Genomic DNA, 22,691 nt, shown 5'->3' with positions numbered 1-22,691 from the left:
CGACAAAAATCGGTGAGCGACGACTGCGCCTGGTGGTTTTCCCCGCCCTCACCAGGTTACGGCCTTCCCGGGGGCCCTGTAGGCCGCTCCTGATATCAACCGCCGGGACACGCCCTTTATGCCCTGGCACAACCGCCCGCCCCGGTGGTGGAGTGGGGGGATGGATGTCACAGATGTTCTCCAGGCCGAACTGGCCGCCTCGAACGACCGTCTGCTGGCCGACGTCGCCAAGCTGTCGGACGCCGACGTCGCGGGGGCCTCACGGCTGCCGGGCTGGAGCAGGGGGCACCTGCTGACCCACCTCGCCCGCAACGCCGACGGTCTCGTCAACCTGCTGACGTGGGCCAGGACAGGGGTGGAGACCCCGCAGTACCCCGATCCGAGCAGGCGCGACCTGGACATCGAGGCGGGCGCCGGACGGTCCGCCGGGGAGCAGCTCGCCGATCTTGAGGCCGGTACGGCGCGCCTCGCCGAGGCCGCCGCCGCCCTGTCCCCGGAGAACTGGCCGGTGATCGTCGGCGCGCCCGCCGTCGTCCACCCCGCCTGGTACGTGCTGGTGCGCCGGTTGCGCGAGGTCGAGGTGCACCACGCCGACCTCGGCACGGGGTACGGCCCCGCCGACTGGCCCGAGGCGTTCGCCCGCAGAGAGCTCCACGACGCGATGCTGAGCTGGCCGAAGGAGTCCTCGACGGTGAGCGAGATCGTGGTCGAGGAGGTCAGGGAGGGTGAGAAGCACCACCAGGTCTGGCGGGACCTCGGCTCGGGGCCGGTGCTCCAGGGCGACGTCTGGAGCCTGCTCGGCTGGCTGACCGGCCGTACGTCCGGGGCGGGGCTTAGGGTGATGCCGGAGGGTACGGCGGGCAACCGGCCCGCGGGCGCGCAGGCGCCGCCCGCGCCACCGGAATGGCCCGCCAGGTCCGCTCCCGTCGGCCTTCCCGCGAACCCCCCTGAGGAGTATCCATGACGTACACCGGCGACGTGCGGGTCGGCGGCCCGGCCGACGTGCGGGAGCTGCCCGATCTGACGATCTCGAAGCTGGCGGTCGGCCCCTACGACAACAACGCCTACCTGGTGCGGTGCAACGAGACCGGTGACGGCGTGCTCATCGACGCCGCCGCGGAGGCCGACCGGCTGCTGGAGCTTCTCGGGGACCACCCGATCAGCAAGATCGTCACGACCCACCGGCACCGTGACCACTGGCAGGCCCTGGAGCAGGTCGCCTCGGCGACGGGCGCGACCGTCGTGGCGCACCCGCTCGACGCGCCCCTGCTGCCGGTTCCCGTCGGCCTGGAGGTCGAGCACGGGGACGGGGTCACCGTCGGCGTGGTCACCCTTGAGGTGATCCACCTGCGCGGGCACACGCCGGGCTCGATCGCCCTGCATCATGCGGGTCACCTGTTCACCGGCGACTCGCTCTTCCCCGGCGGCGTCGGCAACACCGAGAAGGACCCCGAGCGGTTCGAGCGGCTCTTCACCGACGTCTCCGAGCGGATCTTCGACCGGCTGCCCGACGAGACCTGGGTCTACCCGGGCCACGGCAGGGACACCACGCTGGGCGCCGAACGCGGATCCCTGCCGGAGTGGCGCGCCCGCGGCTGGTGAACGCGCGTCCGCCCGGGGACCGTTAACGGTTCCCGGGCGGACGGAGGAGCTTCTCAGGCGGTCACAGGGAGGTGAACTCGGACTCCCGACGCTGCTCCCTGCGCTTCTCCCGCTTGAACATGAGAACGCGCAGCGGGATGGCGGAGACCATGGCGATCTGCATGATCGCGCCGACCTTGATGAGCGTGTCACCGCCCGCCAGGCCCGCGGCCCAGATGGTCAGGCAGGCCACGTTGATCATCATCCAGGCGAGGACCGCGGCCGCCAGGTTGCCCTTCGGCTTGGGATACTCGATCCGGCTGACCATGAGATAGGCGATCCCGAAGATGGGCAGCACGGTCCAGATCGACGGCGCGAACAGCATCACGACCGCGACCACGGTCATGGCGCCCATCGGGATGGGCAGGCCCATGAAGTCGCCGCTCTTGGTCTTCACGCAGGCGAACCTGGCCAGCCGGATGACCCCGGCCAGCAGCACGGATCCCGCGGCGGCCATCACCAGCGGGAAGGGCACCTGCGGGGTGAACCCGGCCCAGATGACCACCATGAAGGCCGGGGCGAAGCCGAAGCTGATCACGTCGGCCAGGTTGTCCAGCTCGGCGCCCATCGCCGAGGCCCGGAACTTGCGCGCGACCAGACCGTCGAACAGGTCACAGGTCGCGCCGATCAGCAGCAGCACCACGGCGGTGCCGAAGAAGCGGGGGTCGGCGGCGAAGGGCTTGTGCTCCTGCAGCGCGCGGATCGCCGACCAGGCGAGCACGCAGACCGACAGGAAGCCGCACAGCGCGTTGCCGAGGGACAGGGAGTCGGCCGCGGAGAGTCGGAACGCCTTGCCGACCGGCCCCCTCGGTTCCTCGTCCGTCTCGTCTCTCTCGTCCAGGGGCCAGCTCGCGTCAGCCGTGGTCAAGGCCGGTCACCCCCGCGACGGTCCGCTGGCCGACCGAGACGGCGGGCTCGATTCCCTCCGGCAGGTAGACGTCGACCCGGGAACCGAGCCGGATGAGACCGATGCGCTCTGCCCTGGCCACCTTGGCTCCCACAGTCAGATAGGGGATGATGCGCCGCGCGACGGCACCGGCGATCTGGACCAGCTCGACGTCACCGATCTCGGTGGCGAAGTGCCAGACCACCCGCTCGTTCTTGTCGCTGTCCTTGTTGAAGGCGGGGACGAACCCCCCGGCGACGTGCTCGACCGAGGTCACCGTACCGGCCAGTGGGGCGCGGTTGACGTGCACGTCGAGTGGGCTCATGAAGATGGCCACGCGCGTGCGGCCGTCCGGCCACGGGTCGATGCTCTGCACCACGCCGTCCGCCGGCGACAGGATCCGCGCCGGGCCCGGCGTGCGTTCTGGGTCCCGGAAGAACCAGAGCATGCCGCCGGTGAGCGCGGCCAGCGGGGTCGCCGCCAGCGCCCAGCGCCGGTCACGGCGGCTGAGCAGCGCGGTTGCGGCGGTGGCGGCCACGGTTGGGAGCAACCACGGGGAGACGCCACGCGCCAGCCGTACACGGCCCGGCTTATGGCTTGCTGAATCGTGGGACACAGGAAACCTTTTGATGTCTTGCGGCATTAGACCGGTATTGTCTGCCTGCTCTCCGGCAGGATGCTACCCATCTCTCAGCCCTTGTACGGCATAACGAGACAAGCAAAGCGCGTCACAAGCCAATCCGCTAGCCCTGCTCGGCACTCGCGGTGGTGGTGATGTGCTTGCCCTCGCGCGCGTCACGGCGGGCCTTGATCAGGCTGGCTCCGGTAGTGATCACCATGGTGACGCCGATGACCGACAATGACAGCCAGATGGGCACCTCGGGTGCCCAGGACACGCCGCTGGAGTGCAGCGCCTCGGCAATCAGCTTAACCCCGATGAAGCCGAGGATGAACGCGAGGCCGTAGCTGAGGTAGGCCAGACGCTGCAGCAGATCGCCCAGCAGGAAGTAGAGCTGACGCAGTCCCATCAGCGCGAACGCGTTGGCGGTGAAGACGATGAAGGCGTCGGTGGTGAGGCCGAAGATGGCGGGAATCGAGTCGAGCGCGAAGAGCAGGTCGGTGGTGCCGATGGCGATCATCACGATGAGCAGCGGGGTGACCATGCGCCTGCCGTTCACCTTGACGATGACCTTGGAGCCCACGTAGTCGTCAGTGTGGGGCAGCGCCCTGCGGGCCCAGCGCAGCACCAGGTTCTCCTTGACCTCTTCCTCCTCGTCGTGGCCGTGCTGACGGACGAGCTGCACGGCGGTGTAGAGGAGGAACAGACCGAAGACGTAGAACAGCCAGCTGAAGTTGGACAGCGCCGCGGCGCCGACGGCGATGAAGCCACCGCGCATGACCAGGGCCATCAGGATGCCAACCAGCAGCACCTTGTGCTGGTGGACCTTCGGCACCGCGAAGCGGCTCATGATGATGTAGAAGACGAAGAGATTGTCGACACTCAGGCTGTACTCGGTCAGATAGCCCGCGAAGAACTGGCCCGCCGAGGTCGGCCCGACGAGGACCCACAGCGCCACACCGAACAACACCGCGAGCGTCACGTAGAAGCCGACCCAGAAGGACGCCTGTCGCGGGGAGAACTCCCGGGGCTCACCCCGATCGACGATCCACAGGTCAAAAGCAAGAACAACCAGCAAACCACCGATAACGGCGATCCAAGCCCATACGGGAACACTCACAACAAAACCTCCGGCGGCGCGCATGACTGACAGCCGGAGGTCTCTCCCGCCCGTGTGTAACCGAACACGGACCGACAGCCCCGGGGGCCTCGTGGAGTGAGGCAACACCGTGATGACGAGACTGTCACGAAGGGATACTCCCCCCCTAACCAAACCAGTATAGGTGCCGGGCTTGGCGGTGCCCAATTCGGCGGCGGGCTCCACAAGGATGTTCCCACGCCAGATCGCCGCCTGCCATGGGATCCTTCAGGTAATCCTTCCCCGATCCGCCCGTAGATCGGCATAGACCTCCAGGACCGCCCCAACCGCCTCAGACGCCCCGGGCAACTCTCCGCCCCGCCGTACAGCTGCCCGCCGCAGGGTCTCGGCCAGGTCCCTGTCGGTGAGCAGCCTCCCGACCGCCCCGCGCAGCGCTCCCGCGTCGCCGTACGGCACCAGCAGCCCGGCGTCCCCGGTCATCGCCGGGATTCCGCCGACCGCGGTGGCGACCACCGGTCTGCCCGCCCGCAGGGCCTCCTGCACCACGAGTGGCTGTCCCTCCCAGCGGCTGGGCACCACCAGGGCCTCGGCGACCGTGAGCAGGTCCCCGACGTCGTTCCTGTTGCCGAGCAGCCGCACGGGCAGCCCCTCCCTGGCGATGCGCTCCTCAAGCGGCCCGCGCAGCGGCCCGTCCCCGGCGACCAGGAACACCGATCCCGTCCCGGTGAAGGCCGCGGCGGCGTCCAGGAGGGTCTCCAGTCCCTTCTGCTGGGCGAGCCTGGCGACCGTCAGCAGGACGGGGCTCCCGCCGACGCCCAGTTCCGCCCTGACGTCCCCGGCCGGGCGCCCAGAGGGGGTCAGGGCGGGCGCCGGGACGACGGCGGCCTCGACGTGCCGGGCGCCCAGCCGCGTCATCCGCTCGCCCAGGTCCGGGGAGACCACCAGGATCCGGTCCGCCAGGCGGGCGACGATCCGTTCGAGCAGGGCGTACACCGCGCCGACCGCGCCGCCCGCCGTCGCGGCGTTGTGCAGGGTCACCACCAGGCCGGTCCCGGTCCCGGCGAGGGCGAGCGCGGCCAGTGCCCCGGCCCGCAGCCCGTGCGCGTGCACGACGTCGGCCCCCCGCAGCCCCCTGAGCGCCCGTACGGCCCGCAGGTCGTTCAGCGGGCGTGGCCTGTCGGAGATGGGCACGGGCAGGAAGACCGCGCCGAGCCGCCCGAAGGCGAAGTCCTCCCCGGTGCCCGGCGGCCCCGCGACGACCACCCTGCTCCCCTCGCGGGTCAGGCCCTCGGCCAGCATGGCCACGTGCCGCCCCACCCCGCCCGTGCTGGTACCCAGCACCAGCGCGATCCGCGACGCGGGCGTCGCCGGATCAGTCATCGGCACCGCTCCCTTCCCGAAAGGTCCGAGCTTCCTGGGGGCTCTCGGCGGAGGCCCGTCTGAAGCGCGCCAGCAGCATCCGGGCGTCCGGTCTGTCGATCACCGCGGCCACCGCCGCGAACGCCACCGAACCCGCCACCGCGGCCCCCAGCCCGACCGGGACGCACATCCACTTGGAGACGTCCTCGAAGGCCGTGACGACCGCCAGGCCCACAGCGTAGGCCGCCCCGCCACCGGCGACTGCGGCCAGCAGGCCCCGCCAGGCCCCGCGCAGCGCCGCCGTCCCCCTGGCCCTCAGTACGGCGAGCACCAGCAGGATCCCGCCCGCGGTCATGCCGAGGGTGCTGCCGAGCGCCAGGTCGCCGACCACGTCGGTCCGCTCGGTCGCGGCCCTGGCCAGCAGGATCTGCGCCACCAGCGCGACCGTCCATCCCACGACGGAGGCAACCGCGGCGGACCTGCCCCTGCCGCAGGCGTACAGGACCCGGGCGAGGTGGAACATCAGCGCGTATCCCGCCAGGCCAGGCGCGAACAGCACGACCGCCCGCGCCATCTCCGCCGGGTCGCCGCCCGGGGTGCCCTGCAGGAACACCCTGGACACGGGTACGGCGACCGCGGCCATCACCCCGGCCGCCAGCCCCGTGACCAGCAGCACGACCCGGGTGGTCGAGGCGGTGAGGTCGTCGAACCCCGCACGGTCGCCGTCGCCCGCCCTGGTGGCGAGCACCGGGAACGAACTGGTCGCCACCGGCACCACGAGGACCGCGAAGGGAAGCTGGTACAGCGCCCAGGCGTAGGTGTAGACGCCCGTCGCCCCGGCCCCGCCCAGGTCGTTGGCCAGGCGGACCACCACGGTCAGCGTCATCTGCTGCGCCACGAGGACCGCGACGCCCGCCGTCGCGAGCTGCCGGGCACGGGCGGCGACGCCGGGCGGGAAGGACAGCGAGGGCCGCAGCCGTAACCGCAGCCGGGCGACGGGACCGATCACCGTGACGACCATCGCCGCCGCGGCGACGGTCGCGCCGAGGGAGAGCGTCAGCTGCCCCGCCGTGGTGAGGGCGGACAGGTCGTGGGCGGCCTCGCCCGCGAGCGGCTGGAAGACCAGGTAGGAACCGACGATCAGCAGACTGGACACCAGCGGCGCCAGGGCGGGGCCCATGAAGCGCCGGTGGGCCTGGAGCACACCGTAGAGGATGACCGCGAGCCCGAAGAAGATCATCCGGGGAGCGAAGACGACGAGCATGTCCGTACCGACCCCGATGACCTGCCGCACGTCGCAGTCGCCGACGTCGCCGACCAGCAGGGTGACGACGGGCCCCGCGAAGGCGGCGATGAGCAGGGTCAGCGGGACCAGGACCAGCAGCACCCAGGTCAGCAGCGCCGAGGTGGTCCTGCCGACCTCGGCCCTCGCCTCGGGATCGGTGCCGGACCTCGATGCCGCCGCGGCCAGGACCGGGACCACGGTCCCGGCCAGCGCACCGCCCGCGACCAGCTCGAAAACGATGTTGGGGACGTAGTTGGCGGTGTTGTAGGCGGTGCTCAGGCAGAGGTTGCCGACGGTCTGGGACTGGACGAGATAGCGGCCGAATCCCACCATCCGGGCCACGACGGTCACGACCCCGATCAGGAGCGCCGCCCCCGCGACCCCCTGCCCGATCTTCCTGGTCATCAGTCGGCGGGCGCCTGCTCCACGGGACGGCGGCCGAGCATGTCGATGCGGTTGAGCACCGGGTTGGCGGCGATGACCCTGGTGAAGCTGATCCGCTCAGAGGCGGCGGTGAGCGCGACCACGGTGCCAAGCACGGCCAGACGGCCGGGCCTGCCGAGGGTGGCGGTGGCCGCCAGGCCCACGAGCGCGCCCAGGGCGTTGGCCCCCGCGTCGCCCAGCATGGCCCGCTCGCCCAGGTCCTCGGGCAGCAGCGCCAGCGCCGCCCCGGCGGGCAGCGCGGCCAGGATCGCCGCGACCGGGTCGTCCCGGCGCACCCCGGCGGCCAGCAGGGGGATCCCGGCCAGCAGGCCCACCTTGATCGCGCGCCCGGGCCGCAGGTCGAACAGGTTCGCCAGGTTGGCCGAGCCCGCGACGAGCGCCCCGTCGATCGCGACGTCCACGGGACGGCGGGCGGTCAGGGCCGCGGCGGCCAGGCCCGTCACGCCGATGCCGAACAGCTTCACGGCGCCGCTGGTGACCTCCCCCTTGGCCAGGGCGTTCAGATGCCCCCGGAAGCCCTTGGAGGCGGTCGCGCCGTACAGGTCGTCGTAGGCACCCAGGGCGCCGCTGCCCGTGACGGCGAGCAGCACGGCGGCGCGGGTCCTCGCGGGCAGCCCGGGAAGCACCGTCGCGGCCGCGGCGGCACCCGCGGCGAAGGCGGGTCCCTCAAGCAGGGTGATCTGCTCACCCCTGTGGTTGGTCCGCTCCCAGGTCTCCGTGTCACCGACCGGTGGCCTGCGGCTGAAGGCCGTGTAGGCCAGGCGGGCGGCGGCCGCTCCGGCGAGCGCGCCTGCCAGGGCGCCGAGAAGAGCGCGACGAGCCATGGGGGTCATCCTCCGGAGGTGGGCTCGGGGGCGGGGGACGCGCTGGGCTCGATGCCCGAGACGCCGGGGCCCATGCCGTACTGGCCTGAAGAGCCTGACAGTTGTTCCCGCAGAGCGTAGACCACCACGACCCTGCCCGAAGGCATATCGACGTTGTCGACGGTCGAGACCTTCTCCGCGGCGACGGTGTCCTCACGCAGCGCGGCCAGGACGCCACCGGAGGCACCGCTGTTCGGCGGACCGGCCAGCACCGTCCCCCGGCCCGCCTCGTCGAGCGCCGTGGCCATCGAGACCACCGCGGCCGACTGCGCGACGGCGGTGTCCCCGGCGTACGGCTCGGCCGGGCCGATCAGCAGGGCCAGGTCGGCACGCTTGGCGGGCTGCTCCGCGACGTTGATCAGGCCACCGCGCTGGAAGGCCTCAAGGACCCCGGCCGCGACCGGGTTCGTCTTGCCGACCTGCGCGGGGTCGCCGGTCACGATCGCGCCGGCGAGCACCGTCGCAGCCTTGTCGTAGGGCGTGTCCTCCGCGGTGAAGGCCATCTCGATCGGCTTGGTGTCGGTGGCCAGCTTGTCGATGACGCCCGACTGCGCGGCGTCGAGGTATTTGTCGGTCAGGGTGACCCGGCCGCTCACGATCGCCCCGGACGCGGTGAGCACCTGCTGCACCGCCTCACGCAGGCTCACCGAGCTGCCGGGGGCCTCGACGATGACGACGCGCTCACCGGCGAGCGCGTCACGCACGAGCTTGGGGGTGTCGGCCGTGACGAACGCGTCGTTTGCGGCGTTCTGCCCCTGCACCGTCTTCAGCTCGGCGCGCAGCTCGTTGTTACTCAGCCTGAGCTGGTTGGCCAGGGTCTCCGCCGTGTCGATGGCGGGCTCCTTCAGCAGGGTCGTGCCCAGCACGATGCCGACGGAGAGCGCGAGGAAGATCGCGACGATGGAGACGAGGTGATAGCGGAAATCAATCACGAGAAGAGTCCGACCAGCCAGAAGATGAAGCCGTTCCAGATGTCGCGGACGCTGTCGAGCCAGATCTTGCCCACCGGGGAGACCATGATGGCCAGCCCCATGGTGATCAGCGTGGTGGCGACGAGCAGGAGCAGAGACGGAGTTGAGATCCGGCTGCGGTAGAGCCGGCTGACGCCCTTCGCGTCGATGAGCTTGCCCCCGACCCGCAGACGGGTGAGGAAGGTGCTGGCCATGCCGGAGCGGCCCTTGTCGAGGAACTCCACCAGCGTCGCGTGGGTGCCGACGGCGACCATCAGGTCGGCGCCCTTGTCGTCGGCGAGCAGCATGGCGATGTCCTCGCTGGTGCCGATGGCGGGGAAGACCACGGCGCTGCAGCCGAGCTGCTGCACCCGTTCGAGGCCGGGCGCCCTGCCGTCGCGATAGGCGTGCACGACCAGTTCGGCGCCGCAGGTCAGGGCCTTGGTGGAGACGGAGTCGAAGTCGCCGACGATGATGTCGGGCACGTAACCGGCCTCCAGGAGGGCGTCGGCGCCGCCGTCCACCCCGATCATGATCGGGCGGTACTCCCTGATGTAGGGGCGCAGGACGGCGATGTCCTCCTTGTAGTGGTAACCGCGCACCACGATGAGGACGTGCCTGCCCTCCATGACGGTCGCGATGTCGGGGACGCCGACACCGTCGATGAGCAGGTCACGCTCACGCCTGACGTACTCCATGGTGTTGGCGGCGAACGCCTCGATCTGGACGGTCAGCCCGGCCCTGGCCTCGACCATCGCCGCGTCGATCGACTCGGTCGACTGCACGTCGCCCTTGGCGACCACCTCGTCGTCGAGGTAGACGACGCCGTCGTGCACCCTGACCAGGTCGCCGTCCTTGACGCGGTCGAAGACCTCGGCGGTGGCGTTGTCGACGAACGTCACCCCCGCCTCGACGAGGATCTGCGGCCCCAGGTTGGGGTAGCGGCCGCTGATGCCCGCCGCGACGTTGACCACCGCCGCCGCACCGCACGCGACAAGCGCCTCCGCGCTCACCCGGTCAACGTCAACGTGATCGATAATCGCGATTTCCCCGGCCTTGAGACGCTTGGTCAGCCTCTTGGTCCGCCGATCGATTCTCGCCACTGCCGTCACCCCGGGAAGGTCCGTGGCCTTCCTGCGGCGGAGGTAACCGTTGAGCCTGCGCTGAAGCTCGTCCGTCGGCACCTTCATCACGACCATCCTGCCAGAGGGAAAGACCGGCCGAGCCACGCGGTTGACGGTGTGTCAGGTTCGTCACTGAAGATCCCCACGCGGTCCTCGCCCCCAGCTATCCAAAACACCCCCCGTTATTCCTACCTCGCGACCATCCGTGACCTGGTCTTCAGGCCGGGGTCAGGCCTTGTCTGCGGCGGCGATCGACAGTAGTTCCTGCGCGTGCGCCCTGCCCAGTTCGGAGTCCTCAAGCCCGGCGAGCATCCGGGAGAGTTCGCGCGCCCTGCCGTCCCTGTCAAGGGCGACGACGCCGCTGCGCACCACGCTGCCGTCGCTCGCCTTCTCCACCACGAGGTGCTGGTCGGCGAAGGCGGCGACCTGGGGCAGGTGGGTGACGACGATCACCTGGGCGGTGCGTGCCAGACGTGCCAGCCTGCGGCCGATCTCCACCGCGGCCTTGCCGCCGACCCCGGCGTCCACCTCGTCGAAGACGAACGTCGGGACGGGGTCGGCACCGGCGAAGACGACCTCGATGGCGAGCATGACCCGGCTCAGCTCACCGCCGGAGGCGCCCTTGTTCAGCGGCAGCGCGGGCGAGGCGGGGTGCGGGGCCATGCGCAGCTCGACCTCGTCGATCCCGTGCGGGCCGAACTCCGCCGCGGGGGTGATGACGACGGTCACCCTGGCGTGCGGCATGGCCAGCGCGGTGAGCTCCTCGGTGACGTCCTGCCCGAACCGTTCGGCCGCGACCGTCCTGACGCGGGTCAGCTCGGCGGCCAGGTCGGTCAGCCTGCGGGTGAGTTCCTCGTGCTCGCGGGTGAGCTCGCCGATCCGCTCGTCGTCGCCTTCGAGCTCGGCGACCCGCGAGGCGGCCTGCTCGGCCCAGGCGAGCACGACACCGGTGTCCTCGCCGTACTTGCGCAGCAGGTGGTTGAGTACGGCCTGGCGTTCCTGCACGGCCGCCAGCCGTGCGGGATCTGCCTCGACCGACTCGGCGTAGGCGGCGAGCTCGGTGGCCACGTCCGAGATCAGGTAGCCCGCCTCGGCGAGCCGGTCGGCGATCCCGGCGAGCGCCGGGTCGAAGTCACGGACCGCCTCGACGGCGGCGCGGGCCCGGCCGACCAGGGTGACGGCGTCCTGCATCTCCCCCTCGACGGACATCGGGTCGCCCAGCAGCGCGACGTGCGCGGTCTCGGCGGCGCTCCTGAGGGAGTCGGCGTGGGCGAGGCGCCCCTCCTCCTCGCGCAGCTCGGTCTCCTCCCCCTGCCGGGGTTCGGCCTGCTCGACCTCCTGGAGCCCGAACCTGAGCAGGTCGGCCTCCTGGGCGCGTTCCCTGGCCCTGGCGGTGAGCTCGGCCAGCTGGTCGGTGACCTGCCGGTGCCGTTTGTAGGCCTGCTCGTAGGAGCGCAGCGGCTTGACCAGCTCCTCACCCGCGTAGCGGTCGAGGGCCGCGCGCTGGCGTCCCGGCTGCAGCAGGCGCTGCTGGTCCATCTGGCCGTGCACGGCGACCAGGTCCTCGGCCAGGTAGGTGAGGGTGCCGACGGGCACGCTCCGCCCGCCGAGCCAGGCCCTGCTGCGGCCCTCCGCGGAGACGGTGCGAGAGATGATCAGCTCGCCGTCCTCGACCTGGCCGCCCACGTCCTGCACCTGCTGGGCGACCCGCCCCGCCGGATCGACCACGAGGGTGCCCTCGACCGTCGCCTTGTCCGACCCCGGACGGACGCGGGCGGGGTCCGCCCTGCCTCCGAACAGCAGTCCGAGACCGGTCACAACCATGGTCTTACCCGCACCCGTCTCACCTGTGAGCACGGTGAACCCCGGCGAGAGCACCAGGACGGCCTCGTCGATCACACCGAGCCCTTGGATGCGGACCTCCTCGACCCTGGGTCGCACTGGTCCCTCCCGTCACATCGAATTCACCGAACATCAGTGCGGTGCGCGGGCACGATCCTACGCGTTCGGGGCGTCCGCCGCCCGGACGATCTAGGCTCGCGTCCGGCCGCGCCATCCCTGGACGGGAAGGTCGAACTTGGCGACCAGCCTGTCGGTGAAGGGTGCCCCGGTGTCCTCGATCCCGTGCAGGCGCGCGAGCCGTACGGGAAGGTCGGCTCGGCGGACCTCGACGCGCGCGCCCGCGGGCAGGTCGAAGCGGCGGCGGCCGTCGCACCACAGCACCGCCCCCGCCGTCGCGGGCTGGATCTCCAGGGCCAGCGTCGAACGCGGGGAGACGACCAGCGGCCTGGCGAACAGCGCGTGGGCGCTGATCGGCACCAGCAGCATCGCCTCGACCTCCGGCCACACCACCGGGCCGCCCGCGGAGAAGGCATAGGCGGTCGAGCCCGTCGGCGTGGCGCAGATGACCCCGTCGCACCCCCAGCGCGACAGCGGCCTTCCGTCGATCTCGGCGACCACTTCGAGCATCCGCTCGCGTTTCTCCACTGTGGCCTCGTTGAGCGCCCAGGTGTCGGCCAGCAGCTGCCCGTTGAGGCGCGCGGCGACGTCGATGGTCATCCGCTCCTCGACGTCGTAGCGGCCCCGCACCACGGAGTCGACGGCGTCGGAGAGGTTCTCGACCTCCGCCTCGGCCAGGAAGCCGACGTGCCCGAGGTTGACGCCGAGCAGCGGCACCCCGGCGGGACGGGCGAGCTCCGCGGCCCGCAGCAGGCTGCCGTCGCCGCCCAGGACGATCATCATCTCGGCGTCGTGCACCGCCGCCTCACCCGCGGGCGTCACCTCGGCGCCCGAGCACGCGATCGACTCGGCCTCGGCCCGCAGGACGCGGACGGTCAGCCCGGCCTCGACCAGTCTGCCGATCACCAGGCGGGCGCTGTCCACGGCCGCCTCCCGCCCGGTGTGGGCGGTGACCAGCACGGTGCGCTTGGCAGTCATGTTCCACTCTCCCGGAGGACGGGCACTACTGGGGACCTTCCGCGACCGCGCGGCCGATCTCGGCCGCGACGTCCTCGACCGGGGGCGGGCCTTCCCCCCTGCCCAGCCAGATGACGTACTCGACATTGCCCGACGGGCCCGGCAACGGGCTCGCGGTGACACCCCGCACGGTCAGGCCGAGCGCCCGCGCGCTGTCGGCCACATCCTGTACGGCCTGGCCCCGCAGCACCGGGTCCCTGACGACCCCGCCCGCACCGACCCGCTCCCTGCCCACCTCGAACTGGGGCTTGACCAGCATCGCGAAGTCGGCCCGCTCCGCGGCGCAGGCGACCAGGGCGGGCAGCACCAGGCGCAGCGAGATGAACGACAGGTCCCCGACGATCAGTGTGGGCGGCTGACCGACCATCTCGGGGGTCAGGTCCCTGACGTTGACCCGTTCCATGACCGTGACCCGTTCGTCGGTCCGCAGCGACCAGGCCAGCTGGCCGTAGCCGACGTCGACGGCCAGCACGTGCGCGGCGCCGCCGCGCAGCAGCACGTCGGTGAAACCCCCGGTCGAGGCCCCGGCGTCCAGGCAGTGACGCCCCGTGACGGTCAGGCCCCGTGGCCCGAAGGCCTCAAGGGCGCCGAGCAGCTTGTGGGCTCCCCGCGAGACGTAGTCGGGCCCCTCGACGGCCTCGGCCACCACGATCGCGGAGGCGGTCTCCACCTGGGTGGCGGGCTTGGCCGCGACCTGGCCGCCGACGGTGACCCTGCCGGCCTCGATGAGCTGGGACGCCTGTTCGCGGGATCTGGCAAGGCCGCGCCGTACCAGCTCGCTGTCGAGGCGGGTGCGACGGCTCACCGGGGCTGTTCCGCGGTGCCGTCCGCCGCGGCGAGCGCCTGTTCGAGCCCGGCGAACACCTCCTCGAACACGCCCGCGTGCGCCGAGACGGGCGTCGTGCCCAGCCGGGCGAGCGCGCCCAGCGCGACGTCGACCCGCTCCTCGCCGGTCTCCCCCGGAAGGTCCGTCATGCGCCCCCTTTCGAAAGCCGTCCCCCACCGGCGCGGCGGCCGGTGTGGCGGTCGCACGGGAACGCCGCGGACGATCGCGCCGCCCCGTGACGCCTTGACCGTATCGGAAGCCGCGCCGCGTTTCGCACCGGCCACTCGCCGATCGGGATGGGCCGTCCGCGAACTACTGTACGTGTCTCGCTCGTTGTCACCCTGATGGAACCGGCGGCCGCCCACGCGTACCCTCACGACATCCAGGAACGACATCCAGGAACACCGTGTCCAGGAGCGTGCCGGGGGCGTCGTGGCAGGAATCCTCCTGCGCGCACCGGATCACGTGCCGCGACGATGTGGAACGCTACCGTCCGTAGGGACAAGGAGTTCGGGCCGCCCGGACAGAAGGGAGCGCCAAGCGATGGCGACCGTCGACGAGTGCCGGGTGGCACTGCGCAAACTCGGCGAGCAGTTCGACGAGCTCGACAAGGAGAGCCGTGCCAGGCACGTGGTTGACCGCAGCATCAGCTGTCACGTCAGCGACCTGGGGGTCACCTTCTACGGCCGTATCCACCACGGGGGCCTCGGCCCCTTCGACGACCTGCCCCCGGGCGACGCCAGGACCGCCAACGTGAAGCTGACCATCGGCAGCGACGACCTGATCGCCCTGGTCAACGGCGAACTCGACATGGGACGCGCGGTGTTCGGCGGCCGTGTCAAGATCGACGCCAGCTTCGGCGACCTGATGCGGCTGCGCAAGCTCCTGTGAGCCACGTTCCCCGAGCTTGGGCAGCCTCAGTCGGCTGAGGACATCCGGCCGGAGAGCGGGGAGGTGAGGACGGCCTTCACGGCGTCCTCGTCCGCCCGTCCCTCACCGGCCGCCTCCCACGCCGCGGCGCAGGCCGCCCTGAGCCCGTCCACGGGGTCCCCCTCCCCCTCCAGCCCGAGTCGCCCCTCCTGCCAGCGGGCGTTCCACCCCCGGCAGGTCCAGCCCTCCCCGGCCCGCCGTACCTCGGGGTAGGGCAGGTGCAGGGCCGACAGGTCCGCCGCGACGTACGAGGGCCTGTGCTCTGGCGGCGCCGTCAGCAGGTCCAGCGGGGTAGCCACGCCCGTCAGCACGAGCAGCCCGTCGACCCCCGCGTTGGTCGCCCCCTCGATGTCGGTGTCGAGCCGGTCACCGACCACCAGGGGCCGCTTCGAGCCGGTCCGCAGGATCGACTCACGGTGCAGCGGCGGCTCAGGCTTGCCCGCGACGATCGGCTCGACCCCGGTCGCCGTGGCGATCACCCGGACCATCGCACCGTTGCCGGGGATCTCGCCGCGCCCCGTGGGCATGGTCGAGTCGGCGTTCGCGGCCACGAACAGCGCCCCCTGCCGTACGGCCAGCGCCCCCTCGGCCAGCAGACCGTAGGAGAGGCTGGTGACCATGCCCTGCACCACCGCCGCCGGGCTCTCCAGGGCGGTGGTGACCGGGCGCAGCCCATGGGCGCGTACGGCGCTGCGCAGTCCCATCCCGCCGACGACCAGCACCGCGGCCCCTGGCTCGACCCGCTCGGCCACCAGCCTCGCGGCGGCCTGGGCGGAGGTGACCACGTCGCCGGGCGTGGCGGGGGCGCCGAGCGCGCTCAGGTGCTGGGCGATCGCGGCGGGAGTGCGCGAGGCGTTGTTGGTGACGTACGCGAGCCGTACGCCGTGTTCCATCGCCTCGCGCAGCGCTTCGGGAGCTCCCGGTACGGCGTCGTGCCCGAGATACACCACCCCATCGAGATCAAGGAGAAGAGTGTCATATGGGTCGATCAGCGTCTGCGTGTCCACTTGCCCATTCCATCACCCGCTCCGTCACCCGCGGAGATCACGCCCGGCGGGCACGTAGCGTCGCCCGGACGCTCTTCAGGGCCGACACGTAGTGCCGCTGGTCGGGGCGCATGGCGACGGCGATGGCCAGGGGCTCCTGCGCCCCCTCCATGTCTCCGGTCCGCCACAGGGCGAGTCCGAGCCCGAAATAGGCGTAGTCCTCTGCGGGGTTCGCGTCGATGATCCATCGGAAGCTGTCGGCGGCGTCGGCGTACTGCCTGGAGTTGAACTGGGCACGGGCGAGCGCCTCACGGATGCTCCGCGACTCGGGCTCGGCGCCCGCGGCACGTTCCAGCAGCGCGGCGGCCGCGGCCGGGCTGCCCTCGCCCAGCAGTTTCATCCCTCGTTGGAACCATTCGTAGACGTCCCCGACCGGAGCGCCCGTCTCGGGGTTGGGGGAATCAGACGGACCGCTACGTCCTTGGACCATGCGTTAGGCCTCCTTCATCGACAGACGACAGATCTGACCGAATCCCTGACGGACCAAGGCGCCGCGCCATTGAGGCAACCCCTGGACGTTTCAGGCCTTTATGGCAGCATGCCCTATATGGCGAATCCTGAACTGCCGATACATGACGGGCTCGTGCTGCACCCGTTCCGCGGCGTACGGTTCGCGGTTGACAACCCTGCGGAGGTGACCTCTCCCCCCTACGATCTCATCGAGGAAAACGGCGTTCGGGACCTGCTCACCGCACATCCCAACAACGTGGTCCGCCTCATCCTTCCCGGAGCCGACCGTCACCGGTACGCCGAGGCACGGCAGATCCTGGACGCGTGGCTCTCCTCCGGGGTGCTGGTCGCCGACGAGAAACCGGCCGTCTACGTCTACGAGCAGGTGGGCCCTGGGATCCTGCAGCGCGGACTCATCGGCGACGTCGGCCTGGCCACGCCGGAGCAGCGTGTCATCCTGCCGCACGAGGACGTGATGCCCGGCCCGGTCGCCGACCGGCTGGCCCTCATGCGGGTGACCGAGGCGAACCTGGAGCCGATCTTCCTCCTCTACGAGGGCGCGGGAGGTGACGCCACCCGTCTCGTTGACCGGATCGCCGCCAACCGGCCACCCCTGGTCGAGGCACACACCCAGGACGAGGTCAGGCATCGGCTGTGGGCCGTCACCGACCCTCAGGAGCTCTCCGACATCAACGCCGACCTCCGTTCCCGTCAGGCCCTCATCGCGGACGGCCATCACCGTTACGCCACCTATCTCGCCCTCCAGCGCGAGCACCACACCGGCTCCGCCCCTCCCACCTCACCTTCCTCAGACACCACCTTCCCGGACGCCCTGCCCCAGCAGGAGGCCGGGGACGCGCGGGATCGACCGGTGGAGCCGGGGCCCTGGGACTTCGGTCTCGCGCTTCTGGTGGACTCCACCTCCTATCCGCCCAACCTCCGAGCCATCCACCGGGTCGTCCCGGATCTGCCGCTCCGGGAGGCCGTGGACCGAGCCGGAAGCGCCTGGAGAGTGCGTGAGCACGCCGACCTCGACGAGGGACTGACGGCCCTGGCCCAGGCCGGAGAGCCCGCCTTCCTCCTGTCGGACGGGGACAGCACGTATCTGCTCACCGACCCTGACCCCGAGCGGCTCGAAAGTGCGATGCCCGACCATCACTCCGCCCGGTGGCGCGCGCTGAACACCGCCATCCTCGCGGAGTTCGTCCTGCCCAGGCTCTGGGGAAGGCGGGACGGCGAGCAGTCGGTGCGCATCGTGCACCACGACCCCGCGGCAGCCGTACGGCTCGCGCGGGCGACCGGGGGAACGGCGGTGCTGCTCAATCCGCTGACGGTTGACGACGTGCTCGCGGTCGCGGCCCAGGCGGAGCGGGTGCCACGTAAGTCGACCTCCTTCGGCCCCAAGCCCCGCACGGGACTGGTGTTGCGTGTGCTGTCCCTCGGCTGAGGGTGCCCACGACCTCCGCCTTCGTAAGGGGGCCTGGTCAACCGCCGTCCGATCGGCTCATGCCCGCTGCCGGCCGATGGGTCCGCCCCGCCCGCCTGGCACCGGGGAAGGAGATCGGTTCCCCGTCTCCCGGCGAGGCGATCTCTCGGGTGCCTCCCGCGAGAACGGTCACGTCGGCGGGCGTCTCCTTCGCCGCCGGTTCCCGCACCGGGGCGGGCGGCGTCGGATCGGGAGTCTCGCCCTCCCGCCCGCCGACGGGCGCGTCCGGATGCCCGAGGCGCCGGGCCGAACGGACCTCGACCTCGTAACCCGAGGACTTCGTTCCCTCACTCCCCCACCAGCGGCGGCGCAGCGCCCCCTCCACCTCCACCATGTCGTCGGCGAGCCATTCAGCCGCGGTCACGGTGACCTCGTGCTCGAACGACGCGCAGGGAATGGTGTCCACCTGGCTTCCCCGGCCACGCCGCTGCCGCCGTACGATCATCCGCCAGGTGCCGAGCGTGCTGCCGTTCTGCAGCGAGCGGATGCGCGCCGCCTCGGGCAGACGGCCCACGAGCCTGACCTCGTTGCGATCCATCGGGTCCTCCTTCGATCTCTGCCGACCGAGGACCACTCTTTACGATGTGAGCTGTGCCGGAACGACTAGAACGCCGTTCTGGGGATAACCTTCCAGTTCTGAGGTGGCCTGTGGACAACATCACCGCCCTCGGCGGAGAGGTCTATGAGATCGACACAAGGATGGCGGGATATTCAGGTATCACGGCTGGATACCTGATTCTGGGGGATCGCCCCTGTCTGGTGGAGACAGGGACCGCGACCTCCGCTCCCGTGGTCCGTGACGCCCTCGCCTCCCTCGGCGTCGGCCCCGGCGATCTCGCGACGATCGTGGTGACACACATCCATCTGGACCACGCCGGTGGCGTCGGGGACCTCGCGGGGTTCTATCCCGAGGCGGAGATCGTGGTCCACGAGAAGGGCGCCAGGCACCTCGCCGACCCCTCCCGGCTGATGGCCAGCGCGAGAATGGTGTGGGGCGACAAACTGGATGTTCTGTTCGGCGAGATGTCCCCCACCGAGGCGGCACGGATCCGTGCGCTCGGCGACACGGGGAGCGTCGACCTCGGCAACGGCCGTACGCTGAGCAGCCACTACTCCCCCGGCCACGCCAAGCACCACGTGGGACTGATCGACTCGGGGACCGGTGACCTGTATGTCGGCGACGCCGCCGGGGTCTATCTGCCGCAGACGGGGGACCTGCGCCCGGCCACGCCGCCACCGGACTTCGATCTGCGGACCGCGCTGGACTCGATCGCCCTGTTCGAGGCGTTGGGTCCGCAGCGGTTGCTGTTCAGCCACTACGGACCCGTTGACGACGTCCAGGCGACCCTGGAGCGTTCGGCCGAGGAGCTACGGGTCTGGGTGGATCTGACCCGCCAGGCTCACTCCGCAGGCATGGACCTGGACCACGCCGTGGCGATGGTCAGGGACCGCACCCGGGAGAGATACGCGGCACTGCAGGCCGACGACGCGACAGCCGAGCAGTTCGAGCTGCTCAGCGGTGCTCCGTCCAACGTCGCCGGGATCCTCCACTGGCTGGACCGCGCCCAGCCGTAAAGCGACGTCCCGTCCCGGGCGAGCGGACGGCTCGTCCGGGACGGGCACGGATCACTTCTTCTTCTCGTCCTTGGCGGCGACGTCGTCCTCGTCGTCCTCGTCGTCCTCGTCAGCCGAGGAGTCGTCGAGCGCGTCACCGAAGTCGGGCTCGATGAAGGCGAGACCGACGCTGGGCTCGACCCTCTCCCCCGCCTTGTCCGCCGTCTCACCCTCGGTCTTACCTTCGGTCTCAGTCTCGGCCTCGGGCTCGCTGTCGGGCTCGGTGTCGCCGAGGAGCGGCTCCCCACCGGCGAGGTCGCCGACGGGTTCGAGGTCGTGAAGGTCGTCCTCCGCCTCGATCTCCGCGTTGAGGACGGCATCGTCGTCGATCACGATGGACTCCACGACGAGGCCCTCGTCCTCCCCCACGGGAAGGTCGGGGAGGTCGGCCTCATCGTCGAGTTCCTCGTCCCCTTCGAGGTCCTCGATGTCGTCGATGATCGTCCCGGTCAGCTCCGCGTACCGCTCGGCCGCGTCGGTCTCACCGTCCTCGTCGAAGGCCATGGCACGGCCGAACCACTCGGTGGCGGCCTCCTCGTGCCCGGCGTCGGCGAGCGCGTCGGCGTAGGCGAAGGCGAGCCTCGCCGACCAGGGCTGCGGACGCGTGTCACGCAGCTCCGGCAGGCGCTGGAGGGTGATGACCGCGGCGTCCTTCTGGTGGAGGTCACGGCGGGCACCGGACTCCACGATGGCCAGCTCGATCTTGCCCACCCTGTCGAGACGCTCGGCCTCCTTCGAACGGGCCAGGTCCAGAGCCCGCTCGGGACGGCCGAGGCCCCGCTCGCAGTCCGCCATGACCGGCAGGAAGGAGTCGGAGCCCGTCATACGGCGGGCGGCGCGCAGGTCGCTGAGCGCCTCCGCGAAGTGCCCGGCCCGGTAGGCGGCGATGCCGACGGCCTCACGGACCACGCCGATGCGAGCCGCGAAACGACGCGCCACCTTCGTGTGCTCGTAGGCCTGCTCGGCCTCGTCCTCACCGAGAGCCCGCTCCGCCGCCACGAGGTGACGGGCGATCAGCTCCGCGAGGTCCCCGGGAAGGGAGCTCAGCTCCTCCCTCACCTCCTTGTCGAGCTCCTCGGAGGTGATGTCGGGAGCGAGCGGAGGCAGCTCCTCGCGCTCCTTGGCCGGGGCCTCGTCACGGTCGTTCCTGCTGTAGCGCGTGCGGGACCCCTCGCCCTCACTACGGAACGCGCCGTCGCGGTCGCGGTCGCCTCGGTCATAGGAGGGCCTGGCACGGTCGCGGTCGCCGTAGGGACGACGCTCGCCGCCCCGGTCGTCACGACCACCGTAGGAGGGACGGTCGCCTCTGTCGCGGGAGCCGTACGAACCACGGGACTGGTCGCGGTCGCCGTAGGAAGGACGCTCGCCACCCCGGTTGTCGCGGTCGCCGTAGGAGGGACGCTCACCGCGGTCGCCGTAAGGACGACGCTCGCCACCACCCTGGCTACCCCGGTAGCCACCGCCGGGGCGGTCGTCACGGTTGAACGGAGAACGACCCCCACCGGGACGCGGACCGCGAGACTGGTCACGATCCCCGTAGGAACGACGCTCGCCACCCTGGTTGCCCCGGTAACCCCCACCGGGACGGTCATCACGACCGTAGGAAGGACGATCCCCACCGGGACGCGAACCACGAGACTGGTCACGATCGCCATAGGAGCGACGTTCTCCGCCCCGGTTGTCGCGGTCGCCGTAGGAGGGACGCTCACCACGGTCGCCATAGGGGCGACGTTCCCCGCCCTGGTTGCCCCGGTAACCGCCACCGGGACGGTCGTCACGGTTGAACGGAGGACGACCCCCACGGTCATCCCTGTCACGCGAACCGTACGAACCACGAGACTGATCACGATCACCGTAAGAACGACGCTCGCCACCCTGGTTACCCCGGTAACCCCCACCGGGACGGTCATCACGACCATAGGAAGGACGATCCCCACCGGGACGCGAACCACGAGACTGGTCACGGTCACCGTAAGGACGGCGTTCGCCACCACGGTTGTCACGGTCACCATAGGGACGGCGTTCGCCACCGCGGTTGTCGCGGTCGCCGTAGGGACGACGTTCTCCGCCCCGGTTGTCGCGGTCGCCGTAGGAGGGACGCTCACCACGGTCACTATAAGGACGACGCTCGCCGCCACCCTGATTGCCCCGGTAGCCACCGCCGGGACGGTCGTCACGGTTGAACGGAGGACGACCCCCACGGTCATCCCTGTCACGCGAACCGTACGAACCACGCGACTGGTCACGATCACCGTAGGAACGACGCTCGCCACCCTGGTTACCCCGGTAACCACCACCGGGACGGTCATCACGACCATACGAGGGACGGTCTCCCCGGTCGCGGGAGCCGTACGAACCTCCCGAACGCCCTTCGCGGCGCTCGCCATATCGAGGACCGTCCCCTGGACGTCCCCTGCCACCGGCTCCGCGGTTGTCGCGGTAGCCCCCCTGACCGCCCGATCCGCGGTTCTCGCCTTCTTCGCGCCGGCCCGCGCCGTCACGCCCGTTGTCACTGTTCACTTCTGATTCCATTTCGTCTGCTCACTCGGCGAGCGCGTCCCGATCTTCATCATCTTCCGATGAATGGGACGATTCGCTGTGCGGGCGGTCTCCGGCCGCGGGACGCGTCCCGTTCGCTACCGCTGCCCGTCTCATGCCGTGGTCTGGCGCAACGAAGGCCACCCTCGGTGGGGTGGCCCGGCATCACCAGCCTAGCAAGCCGCTCAAAGTCCGTAGGCCTGTGTCGTCGCATCCAAGAGTGATCAATTCCAACCCCCACCAGCCCGTACGGCCCGCAGCCCCCGTGCCCGTCCCCCGGTTCCTCCGGCCGGAGGATTTCCCTGCCTCTGAAGGCTGTTCAGCCCCAGAAACCAAAAAAAGGGGGCAGATGCCCCCTCGAATCGCAGAGAAAAGAGCCACCACGGGCGACCTCTCCTTTGCGGAGAAACAAAAAAGGAGGGGAGAGAATCAGCCTTCTCAGGCGACTCTCTCCCCTCCTCTATAAAGATTGTCCGGCGGCGACCTACTCTCCCACACCGTCCCCGGTGCAGTACCATCGGCGCTGAAGAGCTTAACTTCCGGGTTCGGAATGTA

22 protein-coding genes and 1 rRNA gene are annotated in these 22,691 nt (G+C 70.7%); 6 read left to right on the top strand and 17 right to left on the bottom strand.

The annotated features are described in order from the left end of the window. Nucleotides 1-160: 160 nt before the first annotated feature. Both FHS44_RS32345 and FHS44_RS32340 read left to right on the top strand, forming a co-directional pair. Nucleotides 161-964 carry a maleylpyruvate isomerase family mycothiol-dependent enzyme gene (locus tag FHS44_RS32345; protein WP_184721722.1) on the top strand — a complete coding sequence of 268 codons (804 nt, stop codon included), beginning with the start codon at nt 161-163 and terminating at the stop codon, nt 962-964. After that, entirely contained in the window at nt 961-1,602 is a 642-nt protein-coding gene (locus tag FHS44_RS32340) for an MBL fold metallo-hydrolase (protein ID WP_184721720.1), read from the top strand. The genes FHS44_RS32345 and FHS44_RS32340 overlap by 4 nt, the downstream gene beginning before the upstream one ends. 61 nt (nt 1,603-1,663) lie before the next feature. Here FHS44_RS32340 and pssA read toward each other — a convergent pair whose 3' ends face one another. The 12 genes from pssA to FHS44_RS32280 all read right to left on the bottom strand — a co-directional run bounded on the left by pssA (nt 1,664) and on the right by FHS44_RS32280 (nt 14,221). Further along, complete coding sequence (gene pssA / locus FHS44_RS32335; protein ID WP_184721718.1) at nt 1,664-2,509, bottom strand: CDP-diacylglycerol--serine O-phosphatidyltransferase; 846 nt, start codon at nt 2,507-2,509, stop codon at nt 1,664-1,666. Beyond that, nucleotides 2,496-3,170 carry a phosphatidylserine decarboxylase gene (locus FHS44_RS32330; RefSeq protein ID WP_184721716.1) on the bottom strand — a complete coding sequence of 225 codons (675 nt, stop codon included), beginning with the start codon at nt 3,168-3,170 and terminating at the stop codon, nt 2,496-2,498. Before FHS44_RS32330 ends, pssA begins: the two co-directional genes overlap by 14 nt. A gap of 100 nt (nt 3,171-3,270) precedes the next feature. Further along, nucleotides 3,271-4,266, bottom strand: coding sequence for a TerC family protein (locus FHS44_RS32325; protein WP_312863914.1), 996 nt, complete (start codon nt 4,264-4,266; stop codon nt 3,271-3,273). 246 nt (nt 4,267-4,512) lie between these two features. Beyond that, nucleotides 4,513-5,625 (bottom strand): glycosyltransferase family 4 protein, encoded by a 1,113-nt coding sequence (locus tag FHS44_RS32320; RefSeq protein WP_184721712.1) that lies wholly within the window; start codon nt 5,623-5,625, stop codon nt 4,513-4,515. Next, a complete protein-coding gene (murJ, locus tag FHS44_RS32315) occupies nt 5,618-7,294 on the bottom strand; it encodes a murein biosynthesis integral membrane protein MurJ (protein WP_184721710.1) in 1,677 nt (558 codons plus the stop codon). Before murJ ends, FHS44_RS32320 begins: the two co-directional genes overlap by 8 nt. Next, nucleotides 7,294-8,157: a hypothetical protein gene (locus FHS44_RS32310; protein WP_184721708.1), complete on the bottom strand. Its 864-nt coding sequence runs from the start codon at nt 8,155-8,157 to the stop codon at nt 7,294-7,296. Before FHS44_RS32310 ends, murJ begins: the two co-directional genes overlap by 1 nt. A 5-nt stretch (nt 8,158-8,162) precedes the next feature. Then, nucleotides 8,163-9,128, bottom strand: coding sequence for a copper transporter (locus FHS44_RS32305; protein WP_184721706.1), 966 nt, complete (start codon nt 9,126-9,128; stop codon nt 8,163-8,165). After that, nucleotides 9,125-10,336, bottom strand: coding sequence for a putative cytokinetic ring protein SteA (steA, locus tag FHS44_RS32300; RefSeq protein ID WP_184721704.1), 1,212 nt, complete (start codon nt 10,334-10,336; stop codon nt 9,125-9,127). The genes FHS44_RS32305 and steA overlap by 4 nt, the downstream gene beginning before the upstream one ends. Before the next feature lie 162 nt (nt 10,337-10,498). Next, entirely contained in the window at nt 10,499-12,211 is a 1,713-nt protein-coding gene (recN, locus tag FHS44_RS32295; RefSeq protein ID WP_184721703.1) for a DNA repair protein RecN, read from the bottom strand. A gap of 90 nt (nt 12,212-12,301) precedes the next feature. Then, a complete protein-coding gene (locus FHS44_RS32290) occupies nt 12,302-13,207 on the bottom strand; it encodes an NAD kinase (protein WP_184721701.1) in 906 nt (301 codons plus the stop codon). 25 nt (nt 13,208-13,232) lie between these two features. Next, a complete protein-coding gene (locus tag FHS44_RS32285; RefSeq protein WP_184721699.1) occupies nt 13,233-14,051 on the bottom strand; it encodes a TlyA family RNA methyltransferase in 819 nt (272 codons plus the stop codon). Next, the gene (locus FHS44_RS32280; protein WP_184721697.1) at nt 14,048-14,221 is read right to left on the bottom strand and encodes a hypothetical protein; all 174 of its coding nucleotides are present in this window, start codon (nt 14,219-14,221) and stop codon (nt 14,048-14,050) included. The genes FHS44_RS32285 and FHS44_RS32280 overlap by 4 nt, the downstream gene beginning before the upstream one ends. Before the next feature lie 394 nt (nt 14,222-14,615). Between FHS44_RS32280 and FHS44_RS32275 the strand changes: the two genes are divergently transcribed. Further along, complete coding sequence (locus FHS44_RS32275) at nt 14,616-14,963, top strand: SCP2 sterol-binding domain-containing protein (protein WP_184721695.1); 348 nt, start codon at nt 14,616-14,618, stop codon at nt 14,961-14,963. A 26-nt stretch (nt 14,964-14,989) separates the two neighbouring features. Here FHS44_RS32275 and FHS44_RS32270 read toward each other — a convergent pair whose 3' ends face one another. Together FHS44_RS32270 and FHS44_RS32265 are read right to left on the bottom strand one after the other, a co-directional pair. Further along, a complete protein-coding gene (locus FHS44_RS32270; protein WP_184721694.1) occupies nt 14,990-16,009 on the bottom strand; it encodes an HAD-IIA family hydrolase in 1,020 nt (339 codons plus the stop codon). Between the two features lie 37 nt (nt 16,010-16,046). Further along, nucleotides 16,047-16,478, bottom strand: coding sequence for a tetratricopeptide repeat protein (locus FHS44_RS32265; RefSeq protein WP_184721692.1), 432 nt, complete (start codon nt 16,476-16,478; stop codon nt 16,047-16,049). Between the two features lie 117 nt (nt 16,479-16,595). Between FHS44_RS32265 and FHS44_RS32260 the strand changes: the two genes are divergently transcribed. Next, a complete protein-coding gene (locus FHS44_RS32260) occupies nt 16,596-17,945 on the top strand; it encodes a DUF1015 family protein (protein ID WP_246436452.1) in 1,350 nt (449 codons plus the stop codon). Between the two features lie 37 nt (nt 17,946-17,982). Here the strand turns inward: FHS44_RS32260 and FHS44_RS32255 are convergent, their stop codons facing one another. Continuing rightward, nucleotides 17,983-18,522, bottom strand: coding sequence for a single-stranded DNA-binding protein (locus FHS44_RS32255; protein ID WP_184721688.1), 540 nt, complete (start codon nt 18,520-18,522; stop codon nt 17,983-17,985). Between the two features lie 161 nt (nt 18,523-18,683). Between FHS44_RS32255 and FHS44_RS32250 the strand changes: the two genes are divergently transcribed. Next, nucleotides 18,684-19,559 carry an MBL fold metallo-hydrolase gene (locus tag FHS44_RS32250; RefSeq protein ID WP_221461581.1) on the top strand — a complete coding sequence of 292 codons (876 nt, stop codon included), beginning with the start codon at nt 18,684-18,686 and terminating at the stop codon, nt 19,557-19,559. Between the two features lie 51 nt (nt 19,560-19,610). Here FHS44_RS32250 and FHS44_RS32245 read toward each other — a convergent pair whose 3' ends face one another. Continuing rightward, entirely contained in the window at nt 19,611-20,657 is a 1,047-nt protein-coding gene (locus tag FHS44_RS32245; RefSeq protein WP_184721684.1) for a hypothetical protein, read from the bottom strand. Here FHS44_RS32245 and FHS44_RS32240 point away from each other — a divergent pair. Beyond that, nucleotides 20,601-22,124, top strand: a complete 1,524-nt coding sequence (locus tag FHS44_RS32240; protein ID WP_184721682.1) for a hypothetical protein — start codon at nt 20,601-20,603, stop codon at nt 22,122-22,124. The two genes, FHS44_RS32245 and FHS44_RS32240, sit on opposite strands and share 57 nt — an antisense overlap. 483 nt (nt 22,125-22,607) lie before the next feature. Here the strand turns inward: FHS44_RS32240 and rrf are convergent. Continuing rightward, nucleotides 22,608-22,691: ribosomal RNA gene (gene rrf, locus FHS44_RS32235) — 5S ribosomal RNA — on the bottom strand; the annotation flags it as partial.

Origin of the sequence: Streptosporangium saharense (assembly GCF_014203715.1) — a bacterium.
GTDB lineage: Bacteria > Actinomycetota > Actinomycetes > Streptosporangiales > Streptosporangiaceae > Streptosporangium > Streptosporangium saharense.
This window is presented reverse-complemented; position numbering and strand designations above follow the sequence as displayed.